The following is a 24,265-nucleotide window of genomic DNA, read 5'->3' on the forward strand; positions in this document are numbered from 1 at the left end:
CCTATCCTCCCTGCCTTTCATAGAGGGCGCAGTTAGTAGGAGTCTCATAGACGTGGATTCTCTTTATTCTATATCCCATATTTTCTAGTTCCTCATAAAACTTACTTGCAAATCTCTCTGCCGTCGGTCTAAAATCCACCTCTATAATATTGAAACCGTCCTCTATTAAGAAGGAAAGGGTCTCTTTTCTCATGGAACCGGACTCTATAATTAAAGAATGGTCATAGTAATCAACCATTTTTTTTATATCTCTTTTGAGATCACCAAAATCTACCACCATGTCTCTTAACTGTCCCTCAGAAAAAAGCTTATCTCCTTCTACTTCTGCCACAACTCTCCATCTGTGGCCGTGGATATTGGCACATTTTCCTTGGTATCCTTTTAGAAAATGAGCACTGTCAAAATGATGCTCTGCTTTCAATATATACATCTGTTCCTCCGTTATTTTTTCATATGATTGTGTGCAAAATAGCAGCATCCTATGGCTCCGTTGAACTGGGGATCATTTACTTCTGTTATTTTATCATAGTCGTTTTTCAGATATTTTTTAATTGCTTTATTTCGGGCCACTCCACCTGTCACCACTAGGTTTCTTCCACGAAACTTTGTAAGAAGAGGCTTTAGCCTCTTGTACATAGAGTAGTTTACTCCGGCACAGAGTCTATCTAATGAGATTCCTTCGGCGATACATCCTATGAGTTCAGACTCTGAAAAAACTGCACAGGTAGAATTTAGTTCCACTGGATTTTCATGATGTTTTGATAACTCTTCTAAGGGAGTCTCTAGAACAGCACACATGTTCTCGAGATATCTCCCGCAAGAGGCTGCACACTTATCATTTAGATCAAGGTCAGTGGATATGCCTTTTTCCACCTTCACTACTTTTACATCCTGTCCCCCTATATCTAGGAGGATGAAGTTTTTTAGCTTACTCTGAAAGGACGCCCCGTAGACATGGGCTTTTATCTCGTTTATAGGGGTAAATGTCTCTAAATCTGTGTTATTACGTCCGTATCCTGTAGACACAGCACGGTCTATCTCTTCTATTCCCAGTTTTTTTAGATCAACTAGGATTTTTCCGTCATAGGAGCAGTAGTCCCGATAAAATGAAACTGTGCTCACTTTGAGCTTTTTCAAGAGTTTCATATCTTCCATGACGGCTATTTTTACCTCTCGGCTTCCTAAATCTATTCCTACAACTTTCAATTTTTTCCTCCGCTAACTTTTCAAATCATGAAGCATGTCCAAGAATGCCTCTAGACGAAGTTTCGTCCTGGCATCAAGGGAATTATGTTTGTCACCCTCTATATTCATCACAGGTATATCAAGTTTTTCCTTTAGAATAATATCCTCTATTGCCCTGTGGCAGAATGCCTGAGTATAATGGACTATCCCGTCTAATTTTCGGAGTTTCACCTGTTCTAAGATATCTTTGAGACGGTACTCTATATCGTATGGATAGGTGTAGTCGTAATATTGTTCAAAGATATTTTCTGCTTCAATAGCCCTAGGAAAAGCAAACTCTCTTTGCACCTCGTTGTATACAAATCTTGCATCAAATTTTTCTACAAAGTGGTGAAGGTCTCCCTGCATAGGAGGCACCCCTAAGTATCCCAGCCTAAGCTTCTTCGGGTTTTTATCTCTTTTTTCTATCTGGTTTATTTTTTCCTTGAGAAACTCACCGTATTTTTCCATGTTTCCGTCAAAATCACTGAGGCAAAGCTGGAAAAGGTGATTTTCAAAACCATCGGCTTTTTCATCTATATAAGTCAGTTTATCAAGTCTTATGGCGTCTTTTCTCAATAAGTTTATCTCTTGTCTCACTTTTTCAACTTTTTCTAGTGAAACTCCGAAATTATCCATAAATTTACTTATCTCTCTTTTTACCGATTCTCTAGTGTGGCAGTGGGGAAATGCAAAGGGGTGTCCCTTTACTCCCTTACTTTTTAGAACTTCTAAGAGAACCTTTGTGTTTGAACAGTCTCCCTCTGTGACCCCTATAATCTCAGTAATATTATTTTCTAGGCACGCCCCGTATATACCCTTTATCCAGGCACACATACTCTTTGGGAATCCGTCCCTTTCAGCTATATCTATATATTTATAATACTCATCAGAAGTTATAAAAAGGTTGTTTAGGTCTACGGGTGTATATCCTGCAGCTATTAAAACTTCTGTGGGTACTGTTGTTGTTATCCCTATCTTCTTCATGTGACTCCTTTCTGTGTAAAATAAAAAAAGGCAGAAAATTCTGCCCTAGACAAACGAAAACTCAGTTCTTGAGATTCCTCAAAAACTTAGCCCTAGTTTTGTTTAGAGACAGGATGGTACAAATAAACTGTCTATTAATATTTATGAATTATTATATCATATTTCATATAAAATATAAAGCCGTAAAAATCATTGGACTAATCAAAAACCTATGACATATAAGTGACATATAAGTGACATAGACTTGCCATAAATCAATAATAAAATTCATTCAACAATAAGTTTTGTGGAGAAATTAAAATAACTGTTTAGAAATTAAATCAGGTCTTTATATTTTCTAGTGACAAAACTTTTAATACAAAAAATTATAAGTTTAAAAAGATGAAAGGAAGAAAATTATGAAAAAAATTCAGGATTACCGATTTTTAGTTCAGCTTTTATGTTTGATTTTAACTGCAGTATCATTTTCTATAAGTTTCAAATTTACATCTTTACTGATTCTGACCCTTACATTTTTTACAGGGGTATTCTACTGTGGCTGGGTCTGTCCCTTTGGATTTATACAGGATTCCTTTGGTTATATAGGAAGCGCCTTTGGAATCAAAAAGAGAAAAATTCCAAAATTTCTTCACAGGATTTTAAAATTTAGCAGATATCTGATTTTAATGCTTTTATTGTTGAACTGGTCAGACTTTATATTCACTGCTCTGCAATTTGACCCGAGGGTAAATTTTCTAAGCTTAGTATCAGGAAACACTGTAATTATAATATCCATTTTAGTTCTGGTGTTTTTTTCCTTGGTTTCGATATTCTTTCAGAGACCCTTTTGTAATTATCTCTGCGTTCAGGGAGCCAAGTACGGTCTGATAAGTCTTTTCAGAGTTTTTACGATAAAAAGAGACGCTGATAAATGCGTAAATTGTAAAAAATGTGAGCAAGTTTGTCCCATGCATATAGATATCACAAATACAGGAAACCTACGAGATCCAAACTGTATAAACTGCTTTCAGTGTATAAACAGCTGTCCTGTAGAAAAAACCCTTAGCTTTGGTAGGGTTAAACTAAGTAGACCGAAAAAGATTCATTTTTCAAAAGTTATCGTCTTACTTACATTAGCTTTATCTCTCTTTCTTTATTACAGCTCGTCTATAAGTCATGCATCGGGTAATAATGGACAGACTATAACAGCGGAAAAAGTCGATGGAATTGCAGATGTAGACATCGCAATAGGGATCAAAGACGGATCATATGAGGGAAGTTCTAAAGGTTATAAGGGAACAGTAAAGGTAGAAGTAACAGTGAAAAACGAAATTATTCAAAATATTGATATTATAAGCCATGAAGATGATGCTGTCTGGTTCAATAGAGCAAAAAATACCGTTCTTGGGGAAATAATAAAAAGTCAAAACACCGATGTAGACACTGTCGCAGGAGCAACTTATTCTTCTGTAGGTATAATAAATGCCGTTTCAAATGCAGTCAAAACCGGTACTCAATAAGACTTTAAATTATTTATATATAAAATCAATAAAATAAATAAAATCAATAATTTAAGAGACCTATTTAATAAAAAAGGAGAGGGTAATTATGAAAAAATCATTAAAAACATTAGTTTTAGTCGTATCACTGGCCACAATTACAGCATGTGCCAATGCTTCAACAGGAATGGGAAATTCTTCAGGGGGAATGAATAATAGACCTCCAAGATTTGAAAAGATTTCAGAGGAGGATTTTTATGCTGGGTTAAATGTTACGAGCAGTGTAAAAGCTAAAATACAGGTTATTTTAGATGATTTCAAAACTTCCTTTGAAAGTAAACTAAAAAGTTCGCAGATGCCGCCAGCCAGAGAAGAGATTGAGCCACTTGTAAAAGCAAGAGATTCAAAAATAAAACCTTTACTTACAGATAGTCAATACGAAACTTATAAGAAAACTGTAGAAGGTTTGTTTGCTCCTGATGAGGATCAAAGACCTCCGAGACAATAAGTTTTCAGTAGTTTTAAGTACAGCTTTAACTGTACTTAGAACTACCAGCCACAAAACTATATTGAGATAAATTAGAGTTTTGAATTTATGAGGATGGAAATCCAAAAAGAGTGTCGGAATTAGTTTTTTATAGTTATTCGTTACAGACTCTTCAGATTATTTCTTTCTCGATAAATTCAAAACTCACTCTGAGATTATAATAGCAAAGTAAAAGCATTTTGGGTTATGAGACTGAAGGTTAAAATATAATAATTTTATTTTTAGGAGGATTAAAATGATCAAAGTGATTAATGATAAGTGTAAAGCTTGTGGTGAATGTATACTGGCATGTCCTTGCGACGTACTTAGAATGGATAAAGAAACTGGTCTAGCTACTGTAAAATACCCTGATGACTGTCAGCTCTGTAATCTATGTGTCTATTACTGTCCCTATGATGCCATGGAATTGACAGCTGAAAAAAATGGAAAGCTTGTTCTCAGCTGGAGTTAATAAAAGAAGGTGGTGCAGGAAGTATGATAATCCATACAAAAGAAGAGTATACTACAGATATATTAGTTATAGGTGGAGGAATTGCAGCCGTTTTCGCAGCAACCAGAGCCAGTAAAAATAAAACCAATGTAATAGTGGTAGATAAGGGCAGTATAGGAAGATCGGGGCAGACACCATTTGCCAGTGCTATGGCTGTTTTTGATGAAGAACTTGGACATAAAAGAGATGAATGGCACAGAATTGTAGAAGAAAATTCTAAAAAACTCAATAACCCTGCATATTTAGATTCATATATGGATTATTCCAAGGAGATATATAAAGATCTGGAAAGCTGGAAAGCAACTGACGTTGGATTTGGGGGAGTATTAAGAAAAAAACTACTAGAGGATAAGAATATAAAAATTATTGAAAGAACCATGATTACAACACTTCTTGAGGAAAATAATGTTGTTACAGGGGCTGTTGGATTTTCTCTTGATAGCGAAAAAGCAATTGTAATAAAGGCTAAATCTGTAATCTTGTGTACAGGTGCCGGTGGATTTAAACCAAATGGCTTTCAAGTGAGTTCCCTGACTTTTGATGGAGATGCCATGGCCTATAAAATAGGAGCAAAAATCTCAGGAAAAGAGTTTGTAGATACACATGACAATGATCCTGATTCCCCTGCATATTGCTGGGGGCAATGGCAAGGAATGTGGAGCATGGGACTTCCAAAATTAACAGAAGGTCCTATGGAAGGCGGAGGTCAGGCCCTTGACTTAACTGGAGCCCTTGCGGCACATAAGGGATTAATACCTGTGGAAATGCCAAGGCCAGATGGACCACCTCTAGGTAAAGGAGATGGAAAACAAGGCCCGCCAAATGGTGAAAGATCAGATAGACCTCAAGGCCCGCCAGGTGGGAAAGAAGATAGAGAAGGTGATCATCCAAAAGGAGGGCACCCAGAGCATCCTATCGGAGGAGCATCAGCAGGACTCAGTGTACATAAGGCTGAAGGTTTATTTCCAAGTGACAATAAGTGTGCAACTTCTATCAAAGGGCTCTATGCAGCTGGAGACTGCCTGTCTTCAATGCTGGTTGGACCTATTTATAATGGAGTAGGTGGATTCTCTGTAATGGGGTCAGCTGTACAGGGAGCCGTTGCAGGAGAAGCTTCTGCAAAATATGTAAAGAATAAAATTATAAAAAATATTAGCGATGAAAAAATAACAAATTCAATTATTGAGATGTTTGAACCTTTAAATTATGAAAAAGGGTATTCTCCAGGATGGGTAGAGCATCTGATACAAGGGGTTTTAACACCTTATTATGTCTTATATATAAAAGAAAAAAATAGATTGGAATCTGCACTTACAATGGTTGAGTTTTACAGAGAGCATTTTGTACCTAGGTTAAAAGCTAAAGACCTTCACGACTTAAGGAAGGCTCATGAAGTAAAAAATATGCTCTTAAATGCAGAGATGAAACTGAGATCATCACTTTTTAGAACTGAAAGCAGAGGGAATCATTATAGAGAGGATTACCCTGAAAGTGATGATAAAAACTGGCTTGCCTGGGTAGTTATTAAGCGGAATAATAAGGGTGAGATGGAACTTGAAAAATTCAACAGAGATGATTATAAAAAAATGATTAAATCATAAAAAAATTGACTTCATAAAAATTCAAAATATAATCGAAGCTTTTTTAAAAACTTATAATTTCATCTTTTTTTATGCCTGAAAGGAGGTAAAATTGACGAATTATTCAAAAGATAGATACAGTACTGATGTATTGGTTATTGGCGGTGGAATAGCAGCTGTGTTTGCTGCTACTAGAGCCACTGAAGCTGGTGCAAAAGTAATTGTAGTTGATAAAGGAAGCATCGGTAGATCAGGTCAAACACCCTTTGCAAGTGGAATGACAATTTTTGATGAAGAGTCAGGTCATGATAGAGCTAACTGGCATCGAATATTAGAAGAAAATTCTAAAAAATTAAATAACCCGGCATATTTAGATATGTACATGGATTATTCTAAAGAGATCTATAGTGATCTAGAAAAATGGGGAGCTACCAATACGGGTTTTGGAAAAGTATTCAGAGATAAGTTACTTGCTAACGGTAATATCAAAGTTATTGAAAGAACAATGATAACAACATTATTAGAAGAAAATGGTCATATTGTTGGGGCTACAGGTTTTAAGCTAGATAGTGAAGAAGCCGTATTGATTAAAGCTAAAACAGTGATTTTGTGTACAGGAGCAGGAGGATTTAAACCAAATGGTTTTCAGGTTGGCTCGCTGACATTTGACGGAGATGCCATGGCTTATAGAATAGGTGCTAAAATTTCCGGGAAAGAGTTTGTAGATACACATGATACAAATAGTGAAACACCTGCATATTGTTGGGGACTACCATTTCAGAGAAAGTGGAGCATGGGACTTCCGAAAGAAACTGACGGACCAGTTGATGGCGGAGGGATGGCACTTGATTTAAGTTCGGCTATAGAGGCGCATAAGGGTTTGATTCCTGTAGAAATGAAAAGACCTGAAGGCCCACCACCTGGTGGAGATAACCCACCTATGGACAAAAGACCTAAAGGGGATAGACCACCAATGGGAAAAAAACCTGAAGGAAGACCTGAAGAAGGAAAAGCACATCTGGAAATGTCAGGAGATATGGTAGGAGGAGCATCAGCAGGGCTTAGTGTGCATAAGGCTGAAGGTTTATTTCCCAGTGACGATAAATGTGCAACAAATATAAAAGGATTGTATGCAGCAGGAGACTGTCTGTCTTCCATGTTAGTTGGACCAATATACAATGGAGTGGTTGGATTTTCAGTGACTGGATCAGCTGTACAGGGCTCAGTTGCAGGGAAGGTAGCGGCGAAATATGCAAAAGGAAAATCTTTTATAAATATTTCAGACTCAAAAATGTCCGCAGCTATCGATGAGATCTTTGAACCCTTAAAAAAAGAAAAAGGGTATTCCCCTGGATGGGTGGAGCATTTGATTCAGGGAATTTTGACTCCTTATTATGTCTTATTTATAAAAGACAAAGACAGGCTAGAGTCAGCACTTACAATGGTTGAATTTTATAAAGATCACTTTTTACCAAATTTAAAGGCAGAAGATCTACATGACTTAAGAAAAGTCAACGAAGTAAAAAATATGCTTTTAAATGCCGAGATGAAATTAAGATCATCACTTTTCAGAACAGAAAGCAGGGGAAATCATTACAGGGAAGATTATCCTGATCAAAATGACAAAGAGTGGCTTGCCTGGGTCGTCATGGAAAAGGGCCCTGACGGAAAAATGAAGCTTGAAAAATTCCCTGTAAAAGATTTTAAAAAATTAATTGCCTAAACTCTAATAAACGAGGTGAAAAAGATGTATGTTAATAGACGAGCATTTATTAAGGGTGCTCTTGGTATAGGTGTAGCAGGTGCCGCCATAGCAGCAGGATTTATAAAGAACAGATCACCTAAAGAGATCTCACAGCTTATGGAAACTGCGCTAGAGCAGGAAACTGATATTTTGGTAATCGGCGGAGGTATCGCAGGGGTTTTTGCAGCTCTGAGAGCCAGCAGAAACGGAGCCAAGGTGATACTTGTAGATAAAGGAAGTGTGGGAAGGTCTGGCCAGACTCCGTTTGCCAATGGTTTTGCTGTATTTGATGAGGCCAACGGAGATGACAGAGCTACATGGCACAAAAATATGGCTACAAATACTGATGGAATACACAGACCGGAATATCTAGATCAGCTAATGGACTACTCTAAAGAGATATATGAAGAGATGGAGTCATGGGGAGCTACAAAGGTTGGTTTCGGTAAGGTTTTCAGAGAGAAATTATACAATGAAGGAATTCAAATAATTGAAAGAACTATGCTGACTACACTTCTTGAAAAAAACGGGAAAGTAGCTGGGGCTGTGGGATTTAAATTAGACAGCGAAGAGGCAGTGGTAGTAAAGGCAAAATCTGTAATTTTATGTACTGGTGCCGGGGCTTTTAAACCCAACGGGTTTCAAGTACGTTCACTGACAAATGACGGTGACGCCATGGCCTATAGAATAGGTGGTAAGATTTCCGGGAAAGAGTTTGTAGATACTCATTTTACTGGCTCTGATAGTCCAGCTTATTGCTGGGGAAACTGGAAAAACCAATGGGAAACTGGGATAATGAAGGTAGAAAATGGCCCTGAAGCAAATGGAATGGGACTAGACCTCAATATGTATCACAGTGCACATGCAGCTAATATCCCAGTTACCATGGGACCTCCTGGAGGAGGGAACGTAGAAAAAAAACCACCAGAAAGCATGGGAACCGGAAAAAAAGAACCTGGAATGGAGGGAGGGAAGCCTCCTGGAATGGGTGACGGTGATCCTATAGGAGGATCTACAGCAGGAATGGGAGTTCACAAAAGTGAGGGACTTTTCCCAACTGATGCCAAATGCGGAACTAATATAGAGGGGCTATTTGCAGCAGGAGACAGTTTATCGTCTATGTTGGTAGGAGGTAAATATGTAGGAGTAATCGGATTTGCCCTTGCAGGTTCTGCAACACAAGGAGCCTTGGCAGGAGAGGTTGGAGCTGAATACATAAAAACATCCAGTATGCCTAAGATCAGCGACACCACTATAAATGCTATAAAAGAAGAGATGTTTGCACCGAGGGAAAGAGAAAAAGGTTATAGTCCAGCCTGGGTGACTCAGATGCTTCAGTTTAACATGATCCCATACTATGTACTTTACATAAAAAAAGAGGACAGGTTAAAGGCAGCATTAAAAAATATAGAGTTTTTCAGAGATCATTTTGCAGATAAGATGATAGCAAGTGATGCTCACGATCTGAGATTGGTTCATGAAACAAAAAATATGATATTGAATGCAGAGATGAAGCTGAAAGCTTCGCTGTTTAGGACTGAGAGCAGAGGAAACCACTATAGGGAAGATTATCCAGAAACAAACGACAAAGACTGGCTTGCCTGGGTTGTAATTGAAAAAGATAAAGGTGGAGAGATGAAACTGTCTAAAGTACCGGTAAATGGATAAATTCAATATTGATTTTTAATTTTAAAGGAGGAAAAGATAATGGGTTCAACAGAATTAATGATTGTTTTGGCTATAGTAGTTCTTGTATTTGGGTCATCAGCGATACCAAAATTAGCTAAATCAGTGGGAGAAGCAAGAAGAGAGTTTAATAAAGCAATTAAAGATGAAGATAAAGAGATAAAGAAAGACGGAGAAGTATAAACAATGGAAGCAAACGCAGCATCAGACAAGTATATGCATATATTTGAACATCTTAAGGAATTGAGGAAAAAGCTTATTATTTCAGTGATCAGTTTTGCAATATTTGTTGTGGTGGCCTTTGCTATTCACAATCAGATTGTAGATTTGTTTATTAAATTCTACTCCTCTATACCTAGCGGCGGAGAGAATAAGCTCTTTGTGAACTCCATAGTTGAAGGGATGACAACGAAAATTAAAATATCCCTCATCACCGGCCTTATTCTCTCCATGCCCTTGCATCTTTATAACATTGTGGCATTTATTTTTCCCGCCTTAAATAAAAAGGAGAAGATGTGTCTCGCGGCGGCACTAGTCTGCAGTTTTGTACTGGTAATAGTGAGCATATATCTCTCATATTTTAAGATACTTCCAATTTCAATTAAATTTTTGACAGATAGTGACTTTATACCTCAAGATGTGGGACTTCTATTGAATTACAATACCAATTTATTTTATGCCTTGTATTTTGTATTTTGGTCTATTATTGGGTTTCAAAGTCCTATAGTATTTGTGTTGTTAATGGCCTTTAATATCGTAAAGAGAAAGACGGCTCTCGCAGCTAGCAGGTATATTATTGTATTTATATTTATAATTTCGGCAGTAGTTACACCGCCAGATGTGGTGAGCCAGGTAGGATTGGCTCTTCCCCTTGTGATACTATACTTTTTGGCCATTCTAGTGGCAAAAATATTTAAGTTTGGAGAGTAGATATGTTTGGATTGGGATTTACAGAGATTATTATTATTTTAGTGGTTATTTTGGTAGTTGTAAAACCAGAAGATCTGCCTAAATTTTTCAAAAAAATAGGGCAACTCTACCGTGAACTAAAAAAAACATGCAGTGATGTCAATAAGATGAAGGATGAATTCGTAAAACTAGCCGATGCAGAAGAGGCTAAAGAGGATAAAAAAATAAATGAGTCTGCAGAATTGTCTAGTAGAGAATAAAAAAAACTTATTCATTGAAATAAATTAAAATAAACTACTGAATTTATTTAAAGTTCCGTTACTTTTCCTTGATGAAAAGTAACCAAAAATCAAGGCCTGTGAAAAATAAGCTAAATAACCTTGAAAATCCAAGAAAAACTCGAAACTCGCTACGCTCAGACAGTCGATTTTTTCTAAGGATTTCGCTGCGGTTATTCTTAACGCTGATTTTGTCAATGGCCGAAGAGTTTAAAAGATTTAGAATATTGGAAATCTAAATGTGCTAATGCGCATTCTTTTAATTTGGGCTGATATTATTTTTTATGTCTTTTGAATTTTCAAGTCGCAGGGCTTATACAGGAAAGAACTTGCACTCAGCCGTTCTACAGAATAAGTTCCGCAGGGAACCGAGGACTGTAGCTTACAAAGGCGATAAAAGAAATATCTACTCCTTAGACATTTGAAAATTCTTGAACTTTTGGTTACTTTTCTTTCAAGAGAAAAGTAACGAATTCCGATAAATTCAATACTTTAATTTAAAATGAAAAAGAGACTTTAAAAATGTTGACTTGGAAAAAGTCTGATAATCATATAGATATAAAAATTAAAAGGTGATTTCTGTATTTTACAGGAGTCATCTTTTAAATTTAGTAAAAAATACTTTTCTTTTTTGATAAAATCAGAGATACTCTAATAAGGGTAGTTTAACAATGATTCTGAAGTAAAAATACAGATTGATTTTATTATAAATAAAAGGGGTGTTGCAGCTATGAGAAAAATACTTTTTAAAAGTTTCATACCGTTTTTGATCGGAATACTTATATTTTCTTTTTTGATACTGCTGAACCAGCTTAATCAGCTGGCCTTATCCTCTACTTCACTGCTTGGAAGTTACGGCTATGTCATAAGCTGGGGACTTTTTACTGCTCTCGGGATATACACCTTCTATCCTGTAGTGAGGATGCTCACAATGCCAAAGGTTATAAAAAGACCTGACGGAACCTCAAGTCCTGAGGAAAAAAGAGAATTTTATTTTTCCCACAAGGACAGGATAGTACGGGAGTATTCTAGAAAAAACTCACATCTCAAGGATATAATATCCCAAGAAAACATCGAGGAGCTTAAGGAGGCTAACAGTATACAGACTATAAGGACTGCTCTCGGAGGTATAGAGGCTAGCATGGATAAAGAGGTGGACTCTCTGGCAAAGAGTTATGCCACTGCTATATTCACTGCCACTGCCCTTTCGCAGAATGGAAGCTTAGATGCTATATTTGTACTAAAGCTTCAGCTAGAAATGATATGGAAAATATCTAGAGTATATAATCAGAAACCAAAATTTAAAGAGTTGTTTTACCTCTATACAGGTGTATTCTCAAGTGCCCTAGCCTCTGCAGGGATATCTGAGATACCGGTAGAAGAGATAGCCAACACCTTCATAAACAGTAGCTTAAAGGGAATGCCTATCATATCTAGGATAGGAAGTAAGATAATTGACGGTGTCTTTGAGGGGACATGCAACGCCCTTTTGTGTCTGAGAGTCGGCTATATAGCCAAAGGGTACAGCAAGATATCAGAGGATCTAGATGAAAAATCCATAAGGAAAAGTAGCAGGATGAAGGCACTCAGAACAATAAAAGAGATAAACTATAAAGAAACCATAATTAATCTGGTAAAGAGGGATAAAAATGATGCTTAATTTGAAAAAGGGAGTAAAAAAGATACTTTTTCTAGACCGAGGGGAAAAAGAAGAAAAAACAGAAAAAATTGTCAAAAGTGATATAAATAGGTATGATCAGGATATAGAGGAACTAAGAATAGAGATAGAGGCCATAAATAAAGAGGTGGAAAAAATAAAGAAGATTTCCAAGAGGTATAGGGGGATTTTCATCCTCTTGATTCTCGGAAACCTTCTTATGGGTTTATATATTCTGTTCAAAATAGGACTTTAAGCATGAGCTTTAGTAGAGAATGAATTTGTCCAGATTGTCAGAAGTCTATAAATTGTTTATTTATTTTCGTGCTGATATGCCCCTGCTCCGTAGTGTAGTTCATAAGAGTGAGAGTAGATTTCTATGATATTTCCAAAGGGATCTTCCATATAGACCATTCTGTATGGTTTTTCTCCTGGGTAATATTCTCTTACCGGCATTCTTTGTTTTCCACCAGCCTCTACAATCTTCGCTGCTAAACCTTCTACATCGGGATCCTTTACAGAAAAGTGGAATACACCTGTTTCAAATGGCTTAAACTCTGCTTGTGGTTTCTTATTGTTAGGAAATTCAAACAGTTCAATTCCTATACCGTCTACAGTAGAAAGATGAGCTATTTTAAATGTCTTCCATCCAGTTCCGAATACGTCGATACACATTTGTCCTATGGCGGTATCCTTTTCTTCTGCAACTACAGTTGGATTCATGATAATATACCATCCCATTACGTCATTATAGAATTTTACTGCCTGCTCTAAGTCTGGTACTGTAATTCCTATGTGTGAAAATGCTCTTGGGTATCTCATAAATAAAAACCTCCTGAATAAATTTATTTTTTCTATAATGAAAGTCTAGCAGAATAAGCTAATGTAGGGAAGTAGGCACAATTTTATCATCAAGTTACCTAAAGGTTTCCTTTGTTGGAAAATAAAGGATAGGAGGATGCAAAAAAATTATAAAATTGATGAAGGAGAAATTTTTATGTATAGATGGAATGGAAAAGATTATAGATGTCCTATAGAGGTGACAATGGATATATTGGGAGGGAAGTGGAGATCCCTTATATTCTGGCATCTGGGACAGAAAAAACTTAGATTTGGTGAGCTTCAAAAGATAGTTCCCGGGATAAGTAAGAAAGTTCTGACTGAACACCTTAAGAACTTGGAAAAGGGAGGTTTTATTGAAAGAGAGGTATTTCCAGAAGTTCCTCCAAGAGTTGAATACTCTATCACAAGCAAGGGTAAAAAACTTTTGGAGGTATTAAATGTAATGGAAAAATGGGGTCGAGATTTTCTGGAAGCAGAAGGAGAAAAAATATAATGTCAAAAAGTACCTTGTGTATAGGGGGACTTAAATCAGAAAAATAAATTATTTTATAAATGTTCTTAGAGTTTAAACTCTAAGAGCATTTTTTATATGCTCAATAAGTAGGTATATAAATTTATTTTTGGTAAATTATTATATGGGCTTGCTTTTTAACAGGACTTTATTTTAAGTGTAAGAAAGGAGGATCTAGTTATGACAAAAAGAAAGTTGTATCTTTTTATATTTTTTCTAATCTATTTAACTATGCTGTCTTCATTTTCCTATGGAGACATATACATAAGACAAAAGAAACACGTAGACGGAGTGACTATTATGGGAAGAACCCAGCCGAGCAGGGATTTTATTGTACAGACATGGCTCACACCAGATAAAGTTTCAATTGAGGATGCCAAAAGCAAGACAGTTATAGAATTTGATAAAAATATAATCACCATAGCAGATCATAATGAAAAAACAATTATGAGAATGCCTATGAATTTTTCAGAAATAACCGATCAAAAAAGTAGCGATATGTCCAAAGAAGATTCTGAAGAATTTAAAAAATTTATGGACACAATGATGAAAATAAATGTGAGTGTGACAAAAACAAACGAAAAGAAAAAGATAGGCAGATGGAACTGTGCAAAATACATTCAGGTAATGAATACTGGAATGGGTGAATTTAAATCTGTGATATGGGCAACTGAGGATATTGACGTAGACAGGGAGCTTTATACGAAATATATTTCCGCTATAAAGGGAACAATGCCAGGAATGAATGAAAACATGAAGGAAATTATCAAAGAAACTAGTAAAATAAAGGGAATGGAAGTGTATTCAGAGCAGACTACTGAAATGATGGGTCAGACTATGAGATCTTCTACAGAACTTTTAGAGTACAAAAAAGGAAGGGCTCCAGCCTCAGCTTTTGATATGCCAACAGGCTATAAAAATGTGGAATTTTAACTAATTTTTCAGAGAAAACAAAAATATTTAAGTTTATTTAAATATTTAGAAGGGCAAAATTAATTTTTTTGCCCTTCTTTATTTTATGTTCTATTTAGAAAAATTTTATTTTTTAGGTCTTCTGAAAACCATATTTCCAACTCTTTCAGGAAGTGAGCTAGATCCAGGGCCTCTTTCAATGACAGAGTCTTCAGAAATATGATAATGATCTGCTATGAGTTCTCTTACACGGCTTGAGCAGAATTGTCCCTGGCATACTCCCATACCAGCTCGTGTACGTCTTTTCACGCCGTCTAGTGAGTCGACCTTGATCCCTCTGTCCAAAGAATCTCTGATGGTTTTTTCTGATACCTGTTCACATCTGCAGACCATCCTATCAGGGTCTCCTATGGGAAGGTTAATGAGAGGCATGGCTTCTTTCATAGGAATCATAGCATCCTTTGGTTTTTTCTTAATAATAGCCTTTCTATAGGGATCAAAATTTTCCTTAGGGAACATTTCTAAACCGGATCTTTTTAATATATCAGATACATATACTGCTATCTCAGGAGATGAAGTAAGACCTGGAGACTCAATTCCCGCTACATTGACAAAGCCTTTTAAGGTAGTTTCTTCTACAATAAAGTCTTTTAAGGAACTTGAAGCCCTTATTCCTGAGAAGGACCTGATTATTTTTTTTGTGTCAAAATCTGGAACTGATTTTCTGGCCTCATCTATAATGTGCTCTAGAGCCTCTATAGAGGTCGTGGTATCCTCTTTATCCATTATATCTTGAGCATCCGGTCCTATCATGAGATTGTCGTGATATGTTGAAGTTACCAGTATTCCCTTACCTTTTTTAGTAGGGCACTGGAATATCACTTTATTTATCATAGTCCCTGTTCCTTTTTCAAAGACCAGATACTCTCCTTTTCTGGGGTTTATCTGGAATCCCCCTATACCTGCCATCTGTGAGACCTTATCAGAATATACTCCGGCACAGTTGATTACATATTTTGCTTCAAATCTTTTTTTATTTGTTATGACAGAAAAGCTGTCATTCTCTTTTTGAACGGATTTAACCTCGTTGTTTAAAAATAGTTCTGCCCCGTTATGTATTGCATTTTCTATAAGAGCGATACAAAATTCAAAGGGTGAAGCTATACCTGCACTGGGGCAGTAAAGGGCGTATAAGGCATCTTTGCTCACATTTGGCTCGATACTTTGTATCTTATCTGCATCTATAATTGAAAGGTCATTTACCCCGTTTTTTTCCCCGTTAGATTTTATCTCTTCTAGCTTTTCTAGTTCTTCTTCACTAAATGCAAGGACAAGAGAACCGCATCTTGAAAAACCAAAGTTTAGTTCCTTTTCTAGTTGATCGAACCTTTGATTTCCCTTTCTGCTAAAGTAACCCTTTTTTTTCTTGTGATCAGCATCGTAACCTCCGTGGATTATCCCGGAATTTGCCTTGGTGGAACCGGTACTTACATCTTCGGTTTTTTCTATTACAGCAATACTTAGATTATATCTTGAAAGTTCTCGGGCAATGGCACAGCCTATGACTCCTGCCCCTATAATTGCAACATCATACATTTAAACTCCTCCTTTGTAATCATGACACTAAATATATTAGTACAAAAAAATAAAAGTGGCTATAGTAAATGAAAATATAATTAAAATATTTCCACTTAATATAGCCTTTAGTTCAATTTTTTTGTTTTTTTAAATATTCCAGAGATTAGGAAAATAGACTTCAATGACATAGATATTAAAGAAATACAGTCCTGTTGCTACAAGGGATAGAAAAAAAAGAAGAGACATAGCTTGAGAGCGAAATATTAAAAGTGCCAATACCAAAATAATCAATACAATACCAAGCATAGTAACCACCCCTGACTGAATTTCAAATGATTCTACAATTGAAATAATCTAAAAACCTTACTTAAAGTTATACTTAAAATTCAATTGATTCCTTTATATTTTTTATTTTTTTTTACTCAATTATTTTTATTTTGATCTGATTTCTATTTGAAAGAAATCTAGATAAATTACTGAATTTGCAAGGATATTAAAGTCAAAAGATTTTGTCACGAATGAAAATCTTATAAAAGACAAAAAAATTAACACGAATAAGGATAAAACCTTTTGGCCACAGAGGGCACAGAGAAAAAGAATGAGTCTCACAGAGTTAAAACCAAATTGTATACGCTTTCTTTTGCGAGAGGTTTTTATACCTTTTCCCGTACTATCGATAAAATCAGAATTAAGAATAGTCAAAAATTAAGGAATGACTTTGCATATTTTTTTTATTTAGGTTCATATCAGTTTTGTTTTTTGAATTTTCAAGTTGCAGGGCTTATACAGGAAAAAACCTGCACTCAGCCGTCCTACAGAATAAGTTCCGCAGGGAACCGAGGACTGTAGCTCACAAAGGCGATAAAAGAAATATCTACTTCCTAGACATTTGAAAATTCTTGAACTTTTGGTTATGCCCTGACCGAAGGGAGGAAACACTCTTGGGGTGCTTTTCTTTCAAGAGAAAAGTAACGAATCCCGAGAAATTCAATATTTTAACTAAAAATAAAAACAGCTGCCCGAGGGCAGCCGACTTTATTTTTAGTTTGTTCCTGTAATTTCTATTTCTACTCTTCTGTTTTGCTCTCTTCCAGATGCAGTTGAGTTTGAAGCAATAGGGAATTGATAGTCGAATCCTTGAGAAGATATTCTAGAAGAAAGAACACCTCTAGAAGAAAGATATCTTCCTACACTATTAGCTCTTTCTTGCGATAGTCTTTGGTTTGTAGCTAGGGAACCTGTATTGTCAGTGTGTCCTGAAACAAAAATAGTAGTATCTTTATATTCTACAAGAATTGTTGCAACAGAATCTAACACGTCGTAGAATCCGCTGTTGATATCAGAACTTCCTGTCCTAAATGTAAGGTTTCCCGGCATTACAAGTTCTAAAGTGTTGTCTGCAGTTCTTCTTAGGCTAACTCCTGTTCTCTCGAGTTCCTGTCTGAGTGCAGCTTCTTGTCTGTCAAAATAATAACCAAGTCCAGCTCCAAGTGCAGTACCTGCAGCAGCACCTGTAAGAGTTCCCTCAGTATCTTTACCTATAACCTGACCAGCTACAGCACCGACTACAGCTCCTCCTGCAGCATATTTACTGGTTTTATTAAATTGTCCTTCTCTTGTATATGGGTTTGTACTCTGACAAGCTGACAGCGCAGTTATAATAAGTGCTGCAGCTAATAATTTTTTAGTCATAATTTCTACACCTCCGTTATTTTTGAAAAAATATTAAGTAATTCTTACTTTACGCCTTTATTTGACTATCTTTATACTAGTTTGGTTTAAAATTATCTGTTATTTTTTTCTGGAAATAATCTTTCTTTAAGTGGTTTTATAAGTGCAGGTAAAATTATAAAAGTTGCTATGGAAGAAACCATTAAAATGGCAGAGATTAAAATACCTACAGTTTTATACGGAACAAGTGGAGCAAGTAAAAGGGGTAAAAATGCAATAGATATAATTATAGAATTTTTAACAACAGCCCTTGCAGGTTTTTCGTGCATCTTATCTAAGGTAGTTTTCCAATTTTTCTCTTCTGAGTATATCTCACGGGCCCTCTCGATAAAATGTATGGCAAAATCCACTGATAGCCCCAATGTAAGGGATGAGAGAACTGCAACAGGCATATCATAACTTTTCCCAACTAAGCCTATCATTCCATAGGAGAATAAAACAGTTACACTTAAGGGAATCATACTTAAAATTCCCCACAATGGTGATTTGAAAAGAAAGGCCATCATGAGAAAGACCACTATAAAAGATCCCATAAGGGAATTTAACATTCCACGAACCATTTCATTTTGCCAGATAACATTGACATAAGTCAGGCCGGCCCAGTTATGTTTTATTTTTATAGGAGAATTATTATTTTTCATCCAGGCCTCTATACTCTCGCTCACCTCCTGCATACTTTTATTGTCACCGTTTTTAAGCTGTACCCAGATATTTCCCTTTTCATAGTCTGGTGTCACAAAATGCCAGAGCATCTGAGGTGTATGGCTGTTCTGAAATGATAAGAGTGACTGAGCCACACCAGCATTTGTGCCAGGGATTCTAAAATTCTCTTCTTGTCCTCCAAGGAGTTCCTGGTATACTTTTTTTACAATCTGTATTATGCTGTTGCTTTTACCCACATTGGGATTGGAATCTAGCTCCTGAGATAGTTGGTCTATATATTCTAGCATTTTTGGATTTTTAAATGTCTGGCTTTCAGACTGATATTCTCCCAAGATGTCATAGACATCCTCTAAAGCAAAAGAGTCGTTTTCATCTATAGTCGGTTCTATCTGATCTTTTACCTTGGAGTAATATTCCTGGACATAATAGTTTTCAGACTCTGCCATTATTTTATAGGTTGAGTCTGCAGTCTGATTCAAATAATCGTATGTTTCTTTTCCTAGTTCCCCTCTATACTCGTCAAATAAAAGTTGAGTTTTTTTTAAGGCATTTTTTATATCCTCATTTTCATAATCCCTTTCTAAAACCAAATAGGCCATGTATGTACCGGCAAAGTGTTCGTTTAATACTTTGTCTGCCTTTCTGATCTCATGACTTTTTTCAAACCATATAACAGGATTGTCATTTATGATTATCTTGCTGATTCCATAAACAGAGATAAGCACAAGGATACAAGTTGCCGTAATTATTTTTTTGTAATGAGTAAAAGTAAACTCACTGTTCTTTTGCAAAAGTTTCTCTATGAGGCTGCCTTTTGAATCATCATTTTTACCAAAATTTGTGAGGGACTCCTCCTTGATAAATAAGATTATATAGGAGGGGATAAAGGTAACTGTGAGAATCCATGCCATGGCTATACCAAAGGACACAAACAACCCAAAAATCCTAACTGGAGGTATAGGGGTCAGGGCAAGAGAAGCGAACCCTACACAGGTTGTAAGAGAGGTATAGAGCATAGGAACAAATAATTCATCCATGGTATCTCGTAGAGCTTTTTCTTTATTTAAGGACTCTGGATAAAGATCATGAAATACACTTAGAATATGCACAGAATCAACTACAGCTATTGGCATCAGAAATATTGGTATCATAGAACTCATAATGTGTACCTTGTATCCCATTCCAATTAGAAGTCCCATTGTCATAAGAACACTCATGATAGAAATAATCATAGGTGAAAGTATGAGACTGTTTTTTTTGAAAAAAACTTTTAAAAGAATAAAAATTATAACCATAGCTAAAGGTGCTGAAATTTCCATCTGTTTAAACATCTGAACACCAAAGGTATCTTCAGCCACTGGGAGACCGCTTATATAGTAGGAATCTCCATTACTGAATTTTGAAATTATATTTTTTATCATGACAGAGTATTCATAACTCATATCCTTGGATTTTATAGGGATATACAGAGCTAGTGCCTTTCCGTCTTCTGAAACCATTGTGCCCTTTAACACCGGGTTTGACATTATGTTGTCTTTAATTTTAAGAGAATCCTCTATAGTCTTGGGAGGCTCTTTCATAAGCCATTCAAAAATGACCTCACCTACTCCTCCCTGGCTTATATTGTCTTGGGTTGATGGTGAGATTATATCTTCCTTTATAACTCCGTCCCATGTCTTAATATTCTGCGTAAGAGTATCTATGTCCTGCAAAGTTTTTGGATTAAAGACTCCTTCGTCTCTATTTTCATTTACAACTCCTACCACGATGATATCATTTAAAAGAAACTCGTTTTTGGCATAATTATGAAATTTTCTCACAAAGGCTTCTTCAGAAAGCATGTTCTCTGGGTCTGTGTCGACCTCTATCCTTGGAATAAAAAAAGCAAGGGAAAGGGTAACGAGTATAAAAATTGATATTATAAATTTTGGATATTTTATAGATATATCAGTAATATATTTTTTTATTTTCATATTTATTCCCCCGATTGTCAGAATGAATATCTTATTCTAAAATAGATATTAGTGTTGTCTTTTAGCTGTGCAAAGTCTGTGTAATAATATTTCCCGTAAAATATATTCATACCCAGAGATGTACTTAAACCGTCAGACCACTTGTATGAAATATCAGGATTTATATATCCGTCTTCATCTGTAGGGGAGTAAAATGTAAAAAGTTCATATTTAAGCTTTTGCTGCATCATTAGTTTGCTCAGTCTGAGGGCAAACATACTTCTGTTTTTATGTCTTGCATACTGACTAAAACTTTCTGGAAGTGATTCCCGGTAGTTGTCATAGTCCAACATATGTTCTAGGTAATACTGAACTCCCACAGTAAAGTCTCTTCCCATTTCTCTTTTATAACCAACTAGAAACTTAAGATATGAATTTGTAATATATGGATCGTCACCATCTCTGTCATCTCTAGAATCTTCATAGCCTATCTCACTGTTGGCTATTCCGTCTAAGGCAGAACCGATCCAGCTGGCTCCAAAAACATTGGTTTTAGAATAATAATATTCACCATCCTCTGAAGGATTTGGGTCTAGATAAAATCCTCTGTATCCATATAAGGCTATTTCATTACCCTCTATATTTTTCTTTATTCTCACGGCAAGCTGTGTATTATCTAGTGAGGTGGAGGGTTCATCAGCATTAAAATAATCCTCACCTGTATAAACAAAATCCCCAGAAGATTGATCAAAAAAAGTAAGCCTTTCACCGTTTACAACCTTATTTGGGGTAAAAATAGGGATGATCACAAGATCAACTATATACTTTTGAGGAAAGAAAGATATTTTCACTGCATCTGAAGGTACTTTTAGATATTCCATATCCCTTCCAGAATAAAAAGATTCATAGTCCTTTGGGAAACGGTCATTTATAAATATAAGGTCTCCTGTTCCCCAGGTTAAAACCTGACGTCCTGCTTTTATCTCATAAAAATAAGATGGGTAATAGGAGATATAACCCTCTCTCAGATAAAGTTTCCACTCTTCTAAAACCTCGTCCCGGTAAAAATCTATTTTGAATCTACTCTCAGAAGTGTCGGTGAGTAAAGTATCTGCCTGAAGCTGTAATCTGATCTCACCTAGGTTAAAGTCTTCCTGCTGATATTCCTTAGAGGCCACAGGTTTGCCTTCAGCACTCTCTAAAAACCCGCTGAACTCAGTATCCTCAAGGGAAGCATAGGATATCCCCTGGAAGGTTAGAAAAAATATAAAAAAATATTTTAATTTCATAATTTACCCTCCCTTAAAAAACTTTATCTGAGCCATTTTCGAGGAGGACGCCTGAGGTACCTCTCAGTGAAAATATTTTCCTCCATCCCTAGGTTGTACACTGTATCGCTAAACTTGTTTACGGTGTAGGTACCCTTTTCAATTTCGTCGGCTTTCATAATAGTTATTGTAGGGAAACCATCTATGACTTCTATTTTTTCAGCAGTTATTCTCCTATAAATATTTCCAGTTGAGTTATAGTACTCTGCCTTTATAGGTAGATAATTTTTTTTATCTATATAAGTTACATAGTATGCAAAATCTTCAAGAGTTTTAGGTGTATTTTTTATTATATAATAAGAACTATCCTCACCTGTCAGCTCATGTACATCCTCTTCTATAGAACGTCCCGATATATCCTCATAGGTAAAATCAGACCCCACAAAACTGCTTCTCTTGTCATTAGATGCTATTCTTTTTACAAGATCAAGTGCTGGGAGATAAAGCCATCGGTCGTCATCTTTTTTTGTGTTTTTGTGAACCATAAAGACCATATTTTTTACATCTGAAGGCTCTTTGAAATAGGCGTAATACATCTGTTCTTTTCCGTCTGTGATATCCTTTCGAAGCATGATAATACGTCTTTTTCTTATTCGTTTATTTTTGTCCACTATCTCCATATCTACTGTGGACCTACCGTCATCACCTGCATAATAAGCGGCATTATAGGCTTTTTTTACTATTTCATCTACGTTGGCAGAAAAAGTCACTGATCCCAATAAAATCAAGATGAGTATAAGATAGATTTTTTTCATCGAAATACCTCCCTTTTGAAAATAAAAAACATTTATATCAGTAAAGTATATACTGCCCTTTATACAATAATCCTATGAGCTTTATTATTTTCTTTATTTAGATTTTTATATAAAAAAACACCTGGAAAAGTAACAAACTCCAGGTATTTTTGTAAAGTATAAACGTTTGAATTTTTTTGTTGATGTCTGGTCTTTGATATTGTAATTATTTATTCTTCAGAGAATTTTTTAAGAAGAAATTCAAATTTGGAGAGTCTGTTTTTAAGAACTTCACTCTGAGTGGAATCAGAGGTTTCCATGCATATCTCCAACTCCTTTTTAACTGCTCTTATTGCATAATTAAGAGCTAATTCCACATCTTTTTTGTATTCATTATAATCAATTTTCATAAAAACACCTCCTTTATAATACTCTATAATATTTTTACAAAAATCCTTCTGGAATCTAATTCTTTTGTTATTTTATGAAGATCTCAAATAGCTATAAATCAAAAACAGAGCCCCTATAAAGGCTCTGTTGATTTTTTATATCTTTGTAATTTGTTTTTTTAATCTAGATTTTTCTACGTTATAGAGACAGAAATCAAAATCGTCTTTCTTATTGTCATTTTGAATTAACGATTTTATTTTTTTTAGGTCTGAAACATCAAATTTTATTGATAGACCGCAGTTGGCAGTGACTTCTTTGGGAACAGGAATTATTCTTACCTTGATATTATTTTCAAGGATAAGTTTTTCAAGTTTCATTATCTGGTGTGTTGAGTCGGCAGCTATAAGACAGAAAGTTTCAGATCTCATTATGGTCTTATGACCTTTGTAGCATCTGTCTGTCTCTCAATAATTGTATACATATTTGATATTTCACCTATGGCAAGTTTATCCTCTATACCATAGTAATTGAGACAGGTTCCACACGTGAGTATCTCTGTACCTCTTTCCTTAAGAGTTTTCAGGTCCTCTACTGATTCTGATCCCTCTACTGTTATTTTTGCACCAGAGTTATAAAAAAGTATAGTACTTGGAACTTTCTCCATCTCTGTGAGGGTGTATATAAATCCCTTCATAAGGATTTTTCCTAGCTCTTCGCTGCCTTCACCCATCTTGTCAGACGCTATTACAATCACGGTTTTTTCATCTTTGTTTTCTGTTTCTTCCTGTGATTTTACAACTTTATTTACCTTCACATGATAGATTCCATTTTCTTCTGTTGTTTCAAATGATAGCCCCATTTCTCTGGCCATTTTTTCAAGATTTTCCTTTGAAATCTCACTATCGATAAGAGTTTCCACAATTCCTTCTTCTATCTCTTTCAATGCCTTTTTTGTCATTATTATGGGCATAGGGCATAATTTACCTGTTGCATCAACGATTTTATTCATAAAAAACTCCTTTAAATCAAAATTGTGTATATTT

The 24,265-nt window shown here is 35.7% G+C and carries 25 protein-coding genes; 13 read left to right on the forward strand and 12 right to left on the reverse strand.

The window, feature by feature from the left end:
- Window position 1: 1 nt before the first annotated feature.
- Genes queD through ILYOP_RS11680 form a run of 3 tightly spaced genes read right to left on the reverse strand, consistent with a single transcriptional unit; the run spans window position 2 to window position 2,211 of the window.
- Window positions 2-430: a 6-carboxytetrahydropterin synthase QueD gene (gene queD / locus ILYOP_RS11670; protein WP_013388698.1), complete on the reverse strand. Its 429-nt coding sequence runs from the start codon at window positions 428-430 to the stop codon at window positions 2-4.
- An 11-nt stretch (window positions 431-441) separates the two neighbouring features.
- Window positions 442-1,206 (reverse strand): acyl-CoA dehydratase activase, encoded by a 765-nt coding sequence (locus tag ILYOP_RS11675; RefSeq protein WP_013388699.1) that lies wholly within the window; start codon window positions 1,204-1,206, stop codon window positions 442-444.
- Between the two features lie 12 nt (window positions 1,207-1,218).
- A complete protein-coding gene (locus tag ILYOP_RS11680) occupies window positions 1,219-2,211 on the reverse strand; it encodes a 2-hydroxyacyl-CoA dehydratase family protein (RefSeq protein WP_013388700.1) in 993 nt (330 codons plus the stop codon).
- 398 nt (window positions 2,212-2,609) lie between these two features.
- On the opposite strand from ILYOP_RS11680, the gene ILYOP_RS11685 reads away from it, so the two are divergent.
- The 11 genes from ILYOP_RS11685 to ILYOP_RS11735 all read left to right on the forward strand — a co-directional run bounded on the left by ILYOP_RS11685 (window position 2,610) and on the right by ILYOP_RS11735 (window position 12,836).
- Complete coding sequence (locus ILYOP_RS11685; protein WP_013388701.1) at window positions 2,610-3,710, forward strand: FMN-binding protein; 1,101 nt, start codon at window positions 2,610-2,612, stop codon at window positions 3,708-3,710.
- An 88-nt stretch (window positions 3,711-3,798) separates the two neighbouring features.
- A complete protein-coding gene (locus ILYOP_RS11690; protein ID WP_013388702.1) occupies window positions 3,799-4,197 on the forward strand; it encodes a peptidylprolyl isomerase in 399 nt (132 codons plus the stop codon).
- Window positions 4,198-4,471: 274 nt separating this feature from the next.
- Window positions 4,472-4,687: a 4Fe-4S dicluster domain-containing protein gene (locus tag ILYOP_RS11695; RefSeq protein WP_013388703.1), complete on the forward strand. Its 216-nt coding sequence runs from the start codon at window positions 4,472-4,474 to the stop codon at window positions 4,685-4,687.
- 23 nt (window positions 4,688-4,710) lie between these two features.
- Window positions 4,711-6,327: an FAD-dependent oxidoreductase gene (locus ILYOP_RS11700; protein ID WP_013388704.1), complete on the forward strand. Its 1,617-nt coding sequence runs from the start codon at window positions 4,711-4,713 to the stop codon at window positions 6,325-6,327.
- A 91-nt stretch (window positions 6,328-6,418) separates the two neighbouring features.
- Window positions 6,419-8,029, forward strand: a complete 1,611-nt coding sequence (locus ILYOP_RS11705; RefSeq protein WP_013388705.1) for an FAD-dependent oxidoreductase — start codon at window positions 6,419-6,421, stop codon at window positions 8,027-8,029.
- A 24-nt stretch (window positions 8,030-8,053) separates the two neighbouring features.
- On the forward strand, window positions 8,054-9,718 hold the full coding sequence (locus tag ILYOP_RS11710; protein WP_013388706.1) for an FAD-dependent oxidoreductase: 1,665 nt from the start codon (window positions 8,054-8,056) through the stop codon (window positions 9,716-9,718).
- 39 nt (window positions 9,719-9,757) lie between these two features.
- Window positions 9,758-9,919 (forward strand): twin-arginine translocase TatA/TatE family subunit, encoded by a 162-nt coding sequence (locus ILYOP_RS11715; protein WP_013388707.1) that lies wholly within the window; start codon window positions 9,758-9,760, stop codon window positions 9,917-9,919.
- Between the two features lie 3 nt (window positions 9,920-9,922).
- Entirely contained in the window at window positions 9,923-10,666 is a 744-nt protein-coding gene (gene tatC / locus ILYOP_RS11720) for a twin-arginine translocase subunit TatC (protein WP_013388708.1), read from the forward strand.
- Window positions 10,667-10,668: 2 nt separating this feature from the next.
- Window positions 10,669-10,905, forward strand: coding sequence for a twin-arginine translocase TatA/TatE family subunit (locus ILYOP_RS11725; RefSeq protein WP_013388709.1), 237 nt, complete (start codon window positions 10,669-10,671; stop codon window positions 10,903-10,905).
- Window positions 10,906-11,653: 748 nt separating this feature from the next.
- A complete protein-coding gene (locus ILYOP_RS11730) occupies window positions 11,654-12,583 on the forward strand; it encodes a DUF697 domain-containing protein (RefSeq protein WP_013388710.1) in 930 nt (309 codons plus the stop codon).
- Window positions 12,573-12,836 carry a hypothetical protein gene (locus tag ILYOP_RS11735; RefSeq protein ID WP_013388711.1) on the forward strand — a complete coding sequence of 88 codons (264 nt, stop codon included), beginning with the start codon at window positions 12,573-12,575 and terminating at the stop codon, window positions 12,834-12,836. The genes ILYOP_RS11730 and ILYOP_RS11735 overlap by 11 nt, the downstream gene beginning before the upstream one ends.
- A 56-nt stretch (window positions 12,837-12,892) precedes the next feature.
- Here the strand turns inward: ILYOP_RS11735 and ILYOP_RS11740 are convergent, their stop codons facing one another.
- Window positions 12,893-13,402: a lactoylglutathione lyase family protein gene (locus ILYOP_RS11740; protein WP_013388712.1), complete on the reverse strand. Its 510-nt coding sequence runs from the start codon at window positions 13,400-13,402 to the stop codon at window positions 12,893-12,895.
- A 175-nt stretch (window positions 13,403-13,577) separates the two neighbouring features.
- Between ILYOP_RS11740 and ILYOP_RS11745 the strand changes: the two genes are divergently transcribed.
- Both ILYOP_RS11745 and ILYOP_RS11750 read left to right on the forward strand, forming a co-directional pair.
- On the forward strand, window positions 13,578-13,916 hold the full coding sequence (locus ILYOP_RS11745) for a winged helix-turn-helix transcriptional regulator (RefSeq protein WP_013388713.1): 339 nt from the start codon (window positions 13,578-13,580) through the stop codon (window positions 13,914-13,916).
- Between the two features lie 198 nt (window positions 13,917-14,114).
- Window positions 14,115-14,867 carry a hypothetical protein gene (locus ILYOP_RS11750; RefSeq protein ID WP_013388714.1) on the forward strand — a complete coding sequence of 251 codons (753 nt, stop codon included), beginning with the start codon at window positions 14,115-14,117 and terminating at the stop codon, window positions 14,865-14,867.
- Window positions 14,868-14,972: 105 nt separating this feature from the next.
- On the opposite strand, the gene ILYOP_RS11755 is transcribed toward ILYOP_RS11750, so the two are convergent.
- The 8 genes from ILYOP_RS11755 to yedF form a co-directional block, all read right to left on the reverse strand.
- On the reverse strand, window positions 14,973-16,442 hold the full coding sequence (locus ILYOP_RS11755) for an NAD(P)/FAD-dependent oxidoreductase (protein WP_013388715.1): 1,470 nt from the start codon (window positions 16,440-16,442) through the stop codon (window positions 14,973-14,975).
- Between the two features lie 1,023 nt (window positions 16,443-17,465).
- Window positions 17,466-18,116, reverse strand: coding sequence for a YiaD family glycine zipper/OmpA-like lipoprotein (locus ILYOP_RS11765; RefSeq protein ID WP_013388716.1), 651 nt, complete (start codon window positions 18,114-18,116; stop codon window positions 17,466-17,468).
- Between the two features lie 92 nt (window positions 18,117-18,208).
- Entirely contained in the window at window positions 18,209-20,791 is a 2,583-nt protein-coding gene (locus ILYOP_RS11770; protein WP_013388717.1) for an efflux RND transporter permease subunit, read from the reverse strand.
- A gap of 17 nt (window positions 20,792-20,808) precedes the next feature.
- Complete coding sequence (locus ILYOP_RS11775; protein WP_013388718.1) at window positions 20,809-22,059, reverse strand: hypothetical protein; 1,251 nt, start codon at window positions 22,057-22,059, stop codon at window positions 20,809-20,811.
- 23 nt (window positions 22,060-22,082) lie between these two features.
- A complete protein-coding gene (locus ILYOP_RS11780) occupies window positions 22,083-22,853 on the reverse strand; it encodes an outer membrane lipoprotein-sorting protein (protein ID WP_013388719.1) in 771 nt (256 codons plus the stop codon).
- Window positions 22,854-23,062: 209 nt separating this feature from the next.
- The gene (locus tag ILYOP_RS11785) at window positions 23,063-23,242 is read right to left on the reverse strand and encodes a hypothetical protein (protein WP_013388720.1); all 180 of its coding nucleotides are present in this window, start codon (window positions 23,240-23,242) and stop codon (window positions 23,063-23,065) included.
- Between the two features lie 135 nt (window positions 23,243-23,377).
- On the reverse strand, window positions 23,378-23,650 hold the full coding sequence (locus ILYOP_RS11790; protein WP_013388721.1) for a putative Se/S carrier protein: 273 nt from the start codon (window positions 23,648-23,650) through the stop codon (window positions 23,378-23,380).
- The gene (gene yedF, locus ILYOP_RS11795; protein WP_013388722.1) at window positions 23,650-24,231 is read right to left on the reverse strand and encodes a sulfurtransferase-like selenium metabolism protein YedF; all 582 of its coding nucleotides are present in this window, start codon (window positions 24,229-24,231) and stop codon (window positions 23,650-23,652) included. Before yedF ends, ILYOP_RS11790 begins: the two co-directional genes overlap by 1 nt.
- Between the last annotated feature and the right edge of the window lie 34 nt (window positions 24,232-24,265).

This window comes from Ilyobacter polytropus DSM 2926 (assembly GCF_000165505.1).
Classification (GTDB): Bacteria; Fusobacteriota; Fusobacteriia; order Fusobacteriales; family Fusobacteriaceae; genus Ilyobacter; species Ilyobacter polytropus.

Coding starts and splice junctions, on each gene's coding strand:
- queD (WP_013388698.1), bottom strand. CDS start 430: ATGTATATATTGAAAGCAGAGCATCATTTTGACAGTGCTCATTTTCTA.
- ILYOP_RS11680 (WP_013388700.1), bottom strand. CDS start 2,211: ATGAAGAAGATAGGGATAACAACAACAGTACCCACAGAAGTTTTAATA.
- ILYOP_RS11685 (WP_013388701.1), top strand. CDS start 2,610: ATGAAAAAAATTCAGGATTACCGATTTTTAGTTCAGCTTTTATGTTTG.
- ILYOP_RS11690 (WP_013388702.1), top strand. CDS start 3,799: ATGAAAAAATCATTAAAAACATTAGTTTTAGTCGTATCACTGGCCACA.
- ILYOP_RS11695 (WP_013388703.1), top strand. CDS start 4,472: ATGATCAAAGTGATTAATGATAAGTGTAAAGCTTGTGGTGAATGTATA.
- ILYOP_RS11700 (WP_013388704.1), top strand. CDS start 4,711: ATGATAATCCATACAAAAGAAGAGTATACTACAGATATATTAGTTATA.
- ILYOP_RS11710 (WP_013388706.1), top strand. CDS start 8,054: ATGTATGTTAATAGACGAGCATTTATTAAGGGTGCTCTTGGTATAGGT.
- ILYOP_RS11715 (WP_013388707.1), top strand. CDS start 9,758: ATGGGTTCAACAGAATTAATGATTGTTTTGGCTATAGTAGTTCTTGTA.
- tatC (WP_013388708.1), top strand. CDS start 9,923: ATGGAAGCAAACGCAGCATCAGACAAGTATATGCATATATTTGAACAT.
- ILYOP_RS11725 (WP_013388709.1), top strand. CDS start 10,669: ATGTTTGGATTGGGATTTACAGAGATTATTATTATTTTAGTGGTTATT.
- ILYOP_RS11730 (WP_013388710.1), top strand. CDS start 11,654: ATGAGAAAAATACTTTTTAAAAGTTTCATACCGTTTTTGATCGGAATA.
- ILYOP_RS11735 (WP_013388711.1), top strand. CDS start 12,573: ATGATGCTTAATTTGAAAAAGGGAGTAAAAAAGATACTTTTTCTAGAC.
- ILYOP_RS11740 (WP_013388712.1), bottom strand. CDS start 13,402: ATGAGATACCCAAGAGCATTTTCACACATAGGAATTACAGTACCAGAC.
- ILYOP_RS11745 (WP_013388713.1), top strand. CDS start 13,578: ATGTATAGATGGAATGGAAAAGATTATAGATGTCCTATAGAGGTGACA.
- ILYOP_RS11750 (WP_013388714.1), top strand. CDS start 14,115: ATGACAAAAAGAAAGTTGTATCTTTTTATATTTTTTCTAATCTATTTA.
- ILYOP_RS11755 (WP_013388715.1), bottom strand. CDS start 16,442: ATGTATGATGTTGCAATTATAGGGGCAGGAGTCATAGGCTGTGCCATT.
- ILYOP_RS11765 (WP_013388716.1), bottom strand. CDS start 18,116: ATGACTAAAAAATTATTAGCTGCAGCACTTATTATAACTGCGCTGTCA.
- ILYOP_RS11770 (WP_013388717.1), bottom strand. CDS start 20,791: ATGAAAATAAAAAAATATATTACTGATATATCTATAAAATATCCAAAA.
- ILYOP_RS11775 (WP_013388718.1), bottom strand. CDS start 22,059: ATGAAATTAAAATATTTTTTTATATTTTTTCTAACCTTCCAGGGGATA.
- ILYOP_RS11780 (WP_013388719.1), bottom strand. CDS start 22,853: ATGAAAAAAATCTATCTTATACTCATCTTGATTTTATTGGGATCAGTG.
- ILYOP_RS11785 (WP_013388720.1), bottom strand. CDS start 23,242: ATGAAAATTGATTATAATGAATACAAAAAAGATGTGGAATTAGCTCTT.
- ILYOP_RS11790 (WP_013388721.1), bottom strand. CDS start 23,650: ATGAGATCTGAAACTTTCTGTCTTATAGCTGCCGACTCAACACACCAG.
- yedF (WP_013388722.1), bottom strand. CDS start 24,231: ATGAATAAAATCGTTGATGCAACAGGTAAATTATGCCCTATGCCCATA.